9 protein-coding genes are annotated in these 9,001 nt (G+C 68.3%); 8 read left to right on the top strand and 1 reads right to left on the bottom strand.

What is annotated here, in order from left to right:
* Nucleotides 1–179: 179 nt before the first annotated feature.
* Entirely contained in the window at nt 180–833 is a 654-nt protein-coding gene (gene fsa, locus HC022_RS13235; protein ID WP_008883908.1) for a fructose-6-phosphate aldolase, read from the bottom strand.
* A 107-nt stretch (nt 834–940) separates the two neighbouring features.
* On the opposite strand from fsa, the gene HC022_RS13240 reads away from it, so the two are divergent.
* The 8 genes from HC022_RS13240 to HC022_RS13275 form a co-directional block, all read left to right on the top strand.
* Entirely contained in the window at nt 941–3,130 is a 2,190-nt protein-coding gene (locus HC022_RS13240) for a primosomal protein N' (protein WP_167452752.1), read from the top strand.
* 299 nt (nt 3,131–3,429) lie between these two features.
* Nucleotides 3,430–4,227, top strand: a complete 798-nt coding sequence (locus HC022_RS13245; protein WP_040383796.1) for a S49 family peptidase — start codon at nt 3,430–3,432, stop codon at nt 4,225–4,227.
* Between the two features lies 1 nt (nt 4,228).
* Nucleotides 4,229–4,390 (top strand): hypothetical protein, encoded by a 162-nt coding sequence (locus tag HC022_RS13250; protein ID WP_008886239.1) that lies wholly within the window; start codon nt 4,229–4,231, stop codon nt 4,388–4,390.
* Nucleotides 4,391–4,398: 8 nt separating this feature from the next.
* Entirely contained in the window at nt 4,399–5,355 is a 957-nt protein-coding gene (locus HC022_RS13255) for a calcium/sodium antiporter (RefSeq protein ID WP_167452753.1), read from the top strand.
* Nucleotides 5,356–5,368: 13 nt separating this feature from the next.
* Entirely contained in the window at nt 5,369–6,160 is a 792-nt protein-coding gene (locus HC022_RS13260; protein WP_008884558.1) for an SDR family oxidoreductase, read from the top strand.
* Nucleotides 6,161–6,237: 77 nt separating this feature from the next.
* The gene (locus tag HC022_RS13265) at nt 6,238–6,450 is read left to right on the top strand and encodes a hypothetical protein (RefSeq protein WP_167452754.1); all 213 of its coding nucleotides are present in this window, start codon (nt 6,238–6,240) and stop codon (nt 6,448–6,450) included.
* 22 nt (nt 6,451–6,472) lie between these two features.
* The gene (gene uvrC, locus HC022_RS13270; protein WP_089962160.1) at nt 6,473–8,350 is read left to right on the top strand and encodes an excinuclease ABC subunit UvrC; all 1,878 of its coding nucleotides are present in this window, start codon (nt 6,473–6,475) and stop codon (nt 8,348–8,350) included.
* A gap of 295 nt (nt 8,351–8,645) precedes the next feature.
* Nucleotides 8,646–9,001, top strand: a 356-nt coding sequence (locus HC022_RS13275) for an aminotransferase class IV (RefSeq protein WP_368484664.1), incomplete at its 3' end; no start/stop codon positions are given.

Here is a 9,001-nt window from a genome sequence, read left to right on the forward strand (position 1 = left end):
ATCGCCGTCCTTCAGCGACCAGTCGAGGTGGAAATCCAGCTCCTCGCCGAAAAGCTCGGCGGGAATGTCGCACATCTCGAGCTGGTAGGCCTGCCACGCGAGGATCACCGCCCGCTTGTCCAGCAGGCTCAGGTCGGCGTCGATCTGCCGGACCGGGGCGGGGACCCTGCGCGCCATGGTCAGACGATCTTGATGCCCGCCTTTTCCGCGTCGGCGAGGAAGGCGGCCAGACCCTTGTCGGTCAGCACGTGGTTGGCCATCGCCTTGATGACGGCGGGCGGCGCGGTGGCCACGTCGGCGCCGATCTTGGCGCAGTCCGACATGTGGTTGGCCGAGCGGATCGAGGCCGCGAGGATCTGGGTCTCGTAGCCGTAGTTGTCGTAGATCGTGCGGATGTCGGCGATCAGCTCGAGCCCGTCGATGTTGATGTCGTCGAGACGGCCCACGAAGGGCGAGATGTAGGTCGCGCCGGCCTTGGCCGCGAGCAGCGCCTGGTTGGCCGAGAAGCACAGCGTCACGTTGACCATCTTGCCTTCGGCGCTGAAGGTGCGGCAGGCGCGCAGGCCGTCCAGCGTCAGCGGAACCTTGATCGCGATGTTCGGCGCGATCTCGGCCAGCTTGAAGCCTTCCTCGACCATCGCCTCGTATTCGGTCGCGACCACCTCGGCCGAGACCGGACCGTCGATCATGTCGCAGATCTCCTTGGTGACCTCGAGAATGTCACGGCCGGATTTGGCGATCAGCGAAGGGTTGGTGGTCACGCCGTCGACGAGGCCCAGTTCGTTGAGCTCGCGGATCGCGTCCACGTCTGCGGTATCTACGAAGAATTTCATCTGCGTCTGCCCTCCCGGCATTGCTTGGCATTCCGTTGCGCGTGTCATACCCCATGCTAGGGCGGGCCGGAAGGCCCTCAAGTGTTGCGCTAACGGAAACCCGGTGAATGGACGCGTTCTACGATGAAGGCACGCTGGTCGCGGTACTGACCACGCAGCCGCTCGACCGGGCGCTGGACTACAAGGCGCCGGAGGGCGGGTGCTGGCAGGGCGCCTTTGTCGAGGTCCCGCTGGGGCCGCGCAAGGTGCTGGGCGTGGTCTGGGGGCCGGGGCGCGGCGATTTCGACTATGCGCGGGTGCGCTCGGTGATCCGGGTGCTTGACGCGGCGCCGATGAGGGACGAGCTGCGCAGCTTCCTCGAACGCGCCGGCGACTACACGCTGACGCCGCTGCCCGCGATGCTGCGGCTGGCGACGCGGGCGCCGGGGCTGGGCGACGCGCCCTCGATGCGCAAGATCTACCGGCTGGGCGACAGCGAGCCCGAACGCATGACCGACGCCCGCCGCCGCGTGCTGGACGTGCTGAGCGACATGGGCGGGCTCGCGCTCACGCAGGGGGAGCTGGCCGAGACCGCAGGCGTGACGCCCTCGGTGATCAAGGGGCTCGCGAAGACGGGTGCGGTGCGCGAGGAGGAGGCACCGCGCGACACGCCCTTCCCGCGGCTCGATCCCGACTACGGTGGCAAGGCACTGGCCGATGACCAGGCCGTGGCGGCGCAGGACCTGCGCGCGGGCGTCGCCTCGGGGCGCTACGGCACGGTGCTGCTCAAGGGGGTGACCGGCTCGGGCAAGACCGAGGTCTATCTCGAGGCGGTGGCGGAATGCCTCGCGGAGGGGCGGCAGGCGCTGGTGCTGCTGCCCGAGATCGCGCTCACCGCCGAGTTCCTGACCCGGGTCGAGGCGCGCTTCGGTGCCCGCCCCGCAGAGTGGCATTCCGGCGTCACCGTGACCGAGCGCCGGCGGGTCTGGAAGCAGATCGCCGCCGGTGGCGCGCAGCTGGTGGTGGGGGCGCGCTCGGCGCTGTTCCTGCCCTACCGCGACCTCGGGCTGATGGTCGTCGACGAGGAGCACGACACCTCCTACAAGCAGGACGAGGGGGTGTTCTACAACGCCCGCGACATGGCCGTGCTGCGGGCCTCGATCTGCGCGGCACAGGTGGTGCTGGCCTCGGCCACGCCGTCGCTCGAGAGCTGGGCCAACGCCGATGCGGGCAAGTACCGGCGGCTCGACCTGACCTCGCGCTTCGGCGCCTCGGTGCTGCCCGAGATGCGCGCCATCGACATGCGGGCCGAGACGCTGCCCTCGAACCGCTGGGTCTCGCCCAGCCTGCAGTCGGAGGTGCTGGCGCGGCTGCAGAAGGGCGAGCAGGCGATGCTGTTCCTGAACCGGCGCGGCTACGCGCCGGTGACGATCTGCCGGGCCTGCGGCCACCAGATCGGCTGCCCCCATTGCGATGCGCGCATGGTCGAGCACCGCTTTCTGCAGCGTCTTGTCTGCCACCAGTGCGGCGAGACCATCGCCAAGCCCGAGACCTGCCCCTCCTGCGGGGCCGAGGACAAGCTCGCCGCGGTCGGGCCCGGGGTCGAGCGGCTGGCCGAGGAGGCGGCGGAGCTTTTCCCGCAGGCGCGGCTGGCGGTGCTGTCCTCGGACCTCTTCGGCTCGGCCCGGGCGCTCAAGGAAGAGATCGAGAAGATCGCGCAGGGCGGGGCGGACATCGTGATCGGCACCCAGCTGGTGGCCAAGGGGCACAATTTCCCGCTGCTGACGCTGGTGGGGGTGATCGACGCCGACCTCGGGCTGCAGGGCTCGGACCTGCGCGCCGCCGAGCGGACCTTCCAGCTGATGCGGCAGGTGGCGGGCCGGGCCGGGCGGGCCGAGAAGCCCGGCGTCGCGCTGCTGCAGACCTACCAGCCTGAGCACCCGGTGATCCGCGCAATCCTCTCGGGCGACGAGGAGGGCTTCTGGCAGGCCGAGGCGGACGAGCGCCGCGCGGCGGGAATGCCGCCCTACGGACGCCTCGCGGGGGTGATCCTGTCCTCGACCGAGGTGCAGGAAGTGTTCGACCTCGGCAATGCCATGGCGCGGCAGGACGCGCCGCTGCGCCGGATCGGCGCGCAGGTCTACGGGCCAGCCCCCGCGCCCGTTGCGCGGGTGCGCGGGCGCCACCGCGTGCGGCTTCTGGTGAAGGCGCCGAAGGGAGTGGCGCTGCAGCCGGCGCTGGCGGAATGGGCGGCGCAGTTCCGGCTTCGGGGCGAGCTGCGCATGGCCATCGACATCGACCCGCAGAGCTTCTTCTGAGGGGAGAGGGGCGGGTGTGTTGCGGGCGGGCCGAAGGGGGAACCTGTTGCGGCAGGTGCAAGGCGGAGCGTGGCTGGCGGGTTTGAAGAGGTCCCCGCCGACCGTGGTCGGGGCGCTGATGGCCGGCGGGGAGGGGGCTCTGCCCCCGTCCGCTGGCGCGGACTCCCCCGGAGTTTATCCGGCAAGATGAAGGCGCGGGCGCGGCTTTCGCGGTGACGTTCCGACACGAAGGACGCAGCGCGCGGGTTCTTTTTGCCGTCGCCTTGTTTGTCCCGGACACGGCCTCTACATCACAGCGCATGACGAGATGGATCCCGTTCCTGAAAACGAAGCCCACCGTGGCTGTCGTCCGCATGCAAGGCGCCATCGGAACCGGCGGGCGCATGGCATTGTCTGACCAGAGCCTGCGACCGCTGCTGGAAAAGGCCTTTCGCAAGGGCAAGCCCGCCGCCGTCGCGCTCGAGATCAATTCGCCGGGCGGATCGCCCGTCCAGAGCTCGCTGATCGGCGCGCGCATCCGGCGGCTCTCGGAAGAGACCAAGGTGCCGGTCTTCGCCTTCACCGAGGACGTGGCGGCCTCGGGCGGATACTGGATCGCCTCCGCCGCCGACGAGATCTGGGCCGATCCCAGTTCCATCCTCGGCTCCATCGGGGTGATCTCGGCTGGCTTCGGCGCGCATGTCTTCCTGCAGCGGCAGGGCATCGAGCGCCGCGTGCACACCGCCGGCAAGTCCAAGTCGATGCTCGACCCGTTCCGCCCCGAAAGCGAAGAGGACGTGGCGCGTCTCGACCGGCTGCTCGGGCAGTTGCACGAGACCTTCATCCAGCAGATCCGCAGCCGCCGCGGCGACAAGCTTGCCGACGACCCGGATCTTTTCACCGGCGAGGTCTGGATCGGCAAGGCCGCCTGCGATGTCGGGCTGGCTGACGGAGTCGGGCACCTCGTACCGGTGATGAAGCAGCGCTTCGGCGACAAGGTCCGCTTCCGCCGCTACGAGCAGAAACGCCGGCTCTTCCCGCGCCTCGGCGCCACGCTGGCGCAGGACGCCCTCGGTGCGGTCGAGGAACGCGCCGCCTTCGCGAGGTTCGGTCTCTGACGTGCTCTTCAAGATCGTCGCGATATTCCTGGTGGTGATCGCCGTGCTCGGCATCTTCGGCAAGCTCCGCGTGCCGGGCGCCCGGCAACTCGCACAGAAGAAATGCCCGCGCTGCGGCCGTTACCGGATCGGTAAGGGCCCGTGCCGCTGTGGCAAGGGATAGGTTTGACCATGGTCTTTGTCTACGCGGCCCTCGGGCTGGTGATCCTCCTGCTGGCCGGGGACGCGCTCGTGAAGGGGGCTGTGAACCTGTCGCTGAGGATGGGGATCCCGGCGCTGATCGTGAGCCTGACCATCGTGGCCTTCGGCACCTCGGCGCCCGAGCTGCTGATCTCGATCCAGGCGGGGATGATGGGGGCCTCGGGCATCGCGCTCGGCAACGTGGTGGGATCGAACACCGCCAACGTGCTGCTGGTCCTCGGCATCCCCGGTCTGATCACGGTGATGCACTGCGCCGGGCATGACACCCGCAAGAGCTACCTCATCATGCTGGGCTCGACGCTGCTCTTCATTGCGCTGGCCCTGCGCGGCACCTTCGACTGGATCTCGGGGATCGTGTTGCTGGGCGCGCTGGCGCTGGTGCTCTGCGATTCCATCCGTGACGCGCTGCGGCACCGGCGCAACGGCAAGGCCGACGCCGAGCTGGAGGAGCTCGAGGAGCCCGAGGGCGCGGACCCGGACATGCCGTGGTGGAAGATCGCGCTCTTCCTCGTGCTCGGCCTCGTGGGGCTTCCTCTGGGCGCCGACCTGCTGGTCGACAGCTCGACCGAGATCGCGAAGATGTTCGGCGTGCCCGACACGGTGATCGGCCTCACGCTGGTGGCGCTCGGCACCTCGCTGCCCGAGCTTGCCACCACCGTCATGGCGGCGATCCGCAAGCAGGCGGACGTGGCGCTGGGCAACGTCATCGGCTCGAACATGTTCAACCTTCTCGCCATCATCGGCATCGCCGGGATCATCCGGCCGCTGACGGTGGATCTCGAGGAGCTCTACTTCGACTTCGCCGTGATGCTGGCGGCCTCGCTGCTGCTGATCCCCTTCGTGTTCCTCAAGCGGGACCTCGGGCGGGGCTGGGGTGCCTTCCTGTCGGCGCTCTACGTGGGCTACATTGCCCTCGTGCTGATCTGAGGAGACGGAAGCCATGGTGATCGAGACCAGACGGGCGCTGGTGACCGGCGCGGGCAAGCGGCTGGGGCGCGAGATGGCGCTCTACCTCGCCGGGCGCGGCTTCGACGTGGCTGTGCATTACGCGGGCTCCGAGGAGGCTGCGGGCGAGGTCGTGACGCAGATCCGCGACATGGGGCGCAAGGCCGCCGCGGTGCAGGCCGACCTGCTCGACGAGCGCGCCACGCAGGCGCTGCTGCCGAAGGCCGCCGGGGCGCTCGGCGGGCCGCTGACGGTGCTGGTGAACAACGCCTCGATCTTCGAGTACGACAATATCGAGACCGCCTCCCGCGACAGCTGGGACCGGCATTTCGAATCGAACCTGCGTGCGCCCTTCCTGCTGACACAGGCGCTGGCGGCGCAGGTGCCCGAGCCGCGGACCGACGCCATGGGCGAGCCGGTGGCGCAGGGGCTGGTGGTCAACATGATCGACCAGCGTGTCCGCAAGCTCACGCCAGAGTTCATGACCTACACGCTCGCCAAGGCGGCTCTCTGGACGCTCACGCAGACCGCCGCGATGGCGCTGGCGCCGCGGGTGCGGGTGAACGCCATCGGGCCCGGACCGACGCTTCGGGGCGCCCGCCAGAGCGAGGAGCATTTCTCGAAGCAGCGCGCCGCGACGGTGTTGGGAAGAGGTTCGGATCCGGCGGACATCACGGCGGCGCTGGGGCTCATGCTCGACTCGCCGGGGTTCACCGGACAGCTGCTGTGCATGGATGGCGGCCAGCACCTTGCGTGGCAGACGCCGGACGTGCTCGGCGTGGAATAAGGTATCCCTAGGTCAAGTTTTGCACTGGTCCTGGAACTGTTAACTGGCCGTTACAAATACGTCGTGAGGTCAAGGGGTTGCGCGGAATTCTCGAAAAATTCAAAGCAAATTCAGCACCTTACGTTTTTGCTCAAAAAATGCGCAACCTGACGAAATGGGCCGAATACAAGGGAAAAACCGGGTTGCCCGGAATTTGCCCGCAGGTTTATCCACAGAAGTGGTGGATGGAAAAAACCTTGAACTCCCCTGATCGGCATTGCAGCCCGGCAGGTAGAATCAACGAAGCGTGACCGTTAGGGCGCAAACGAAAGAATGACCGAAGCAGGCGACAGCGCGGATGCCGCGCCGCAGCGCGGATACGAGGTGATCCACGGCTATCTGAAGACGCTGGACTCCAGTCCCGGCGTCTACCGGATGCTGGATGACCAGAGCCGTGTGCTCTATGTCGGCAAGGCGCGGAACCTGAAGGCGCGGGTGTCGAGCTACTCGCGCCCCTCGGCGCAGCATTCGCGCCGGATCGCGCGGATGATTTCGGAAACCGCGTCGATGATGTTCCTCACGACGCGCACCGAGACCGAGGCGCTGCTGCTCGAGCAGAACCTGATCAAGCAGCTCAAGCCCAAGTTCAACGTGCTGCTGCGCGACGACAAGAGCTTCCCCAACATCATGGTGACGGATCACGCCTTCCCGCAGATCCGCAAGCACCGCGGCGCCAAGACCGAGAAGGGCGCCTACTACGGCCCCTTCGCCAGCGCCGGCGCGGTGAACCGCACGCTGAACCAGCTGCAGAAGGTGTTCCTGCTGCGCAACTGCTCGGATTCGATGTTCGAGGGGCGCACGCGGCCTTGCCTGCTCTACCAGATCAAGCGCTGCTCTGCGCCCTGCGTGGGCTATGTCTCGCCCGAGGATTACGTGGCCTCTGTGCGGGATGCGCAACGCTTCCTGTCGGGCAAGTCGACCGCCGTGCAGGAGACGCTTGCGGCGCAGATGATGGAGGCCTCCGAGGCGATGGAGTTCGAGCGGGCAGCGGCGCTGCGCGACCGGATCCGGGCGCTGACGCAGGTGCAGACGGTGCAGGGCATCAACCCCCGCAGCGTCGCCGAGGCGGACGTGATCGCGCTGCACATGGAGAACGGGCAGGCCTGCGTGCAGGTGTTCTTCATCCGCGCCAACCAGAACTGGGGCAACAAGGACTACTACCCCCGGGTGGGCGAGGACGTGGACGCGGCCGAGGTGCTCGAGGCCTTCGTCGGCCAGTTCTACGACACCAAGGAACCGCCGCGCCTGCTGCTTCTGAGCCACGAGATCGAGAACCCGGACCTGATGTGCGAGGCGCTGACCGGCAAGCTCGGCCGCAAGGTCGAGATCGCGGTGCCGCTGCGGGGCGAGAAGGCGGAGCTGATCGAGGGGGCCGCCCGCAACGCCCGCGAGAGCCTCGCACGGCGCATGTCCGAGACCGCGACGCAGGCCAAGCTCCTGCGCGGGGTGGCCGAGGCCTTCGGGCTCGACGGCCCGCCGCAGCGCATCGAGGTCTACGACAACTCGCACATCATGGGCACCAACGCCGTGGGCGCGATGATCGTCGCCGGGCCGGACGGGTTCATGAAGAACCAGTACCGCAAGTACAACATCCGCGGCGAGGATCTGGTCCCGGGCGACGACTTCGGCATGATGAAGGAGGTGCTGTCGCGCCGCTTCACCCGCCTGCTGAAGGAGGATCCCGAGCGCGACAAGGGGCTGTGGCCGGACCTGCTGCTGATCGACGGTGGTGCGGGGCAGGTCTCGGCGGTGGCCGAGATCATGCGCGAGCACGGGGTCGAGGACGTGCCGATGGTGGGTGTCGCCAAGGGCATCGACCGCGACGCCGGCAAGGAAGAGTTCCACCGCGTCGGCCAGCGCCCCTTTGCGCTGCGCCACAACGACCCGGTGCTCTACTTCATCCAGCGCCTGCGCGACGAGGCCCACCGCTTTGCCATCGGTACCCACCGGGCCAAACGCGCCAAGAGCCAGATGGCCAACCCTCTCGACGAGGTGCCGGGCGTCGGCGCGTCCCGCAAGCGCGCGCTGCTGGCGCATTTCGGCTCCGCCAAGGCGGTGAGCCGCGCCAACCTCGCCGATCTCCGGGCGGTGGACGGGGTCAGCGCGGCGCTGGCGGAGCGGATCTACGCCTTCTTCCACGAGCAGGGGTAGGGGCCGCTCTGTCGAGGCGGTCCGGCGATCTTGGGTGCCTGCCGCGTGGTTGCGTGCGCGCCGGGTGCGACTGCCGTGCGAGCGGTGGGGAGAAGGGGGCGCTGCCCCCTCGGCCTGTCGGCCTCACCCCCGGAGTTTATCCGGCAAGATGAAGGGGGGAGCGCCGCGCTCAGCGGTTTGGGTGTCTCCTGCAGTTCCGTTTATCGCGACATTGCGACCGGGTGCCGCCCCGGCGGGGATGGACCTTCCCCCGCCATGGGCCTAGTTTGCGCGCGAAAATACCGGAGTGACGCACATGGCCGCAGGCTCGAGAATCCGCACCTATTTCGAAGGATGCTGGCACGAGGGGGACCTCGCCGTGATGAAGGCGGCGGATCACGGCATGTGGCAGGGCAGCAGCGTCTTCGACGGCGCGCGCTTCGTCGATGGCCTGACGCCGGATCTTTACCTTCACTGCGCGCGTGTGAACCGATCGGCCGAGGCGCTGATGCTGCGGCCCACCATCTCGCCCGAGGACATGGTGCAGATCGTCTGGGAGGGGCTGTCGGGCTTCCCGAAGGACGCGGCGGTCTACATCCGTCCGATGTACTGGGCGATCCACGGCGATGAGACGGTGCTGGTGCCCTCGAAGGAGGCCACGGGCTTTGCCAT

Source organism: Salipiger sp. HF18 (genome assembly GCF_011806505.1).
GTDB lineage: Bacteria > Pseudomonadota > Alphaproteobacteria > Rhodobacterales > Rhodobacteraceae > Salipiger > Salipiger thiooxidans.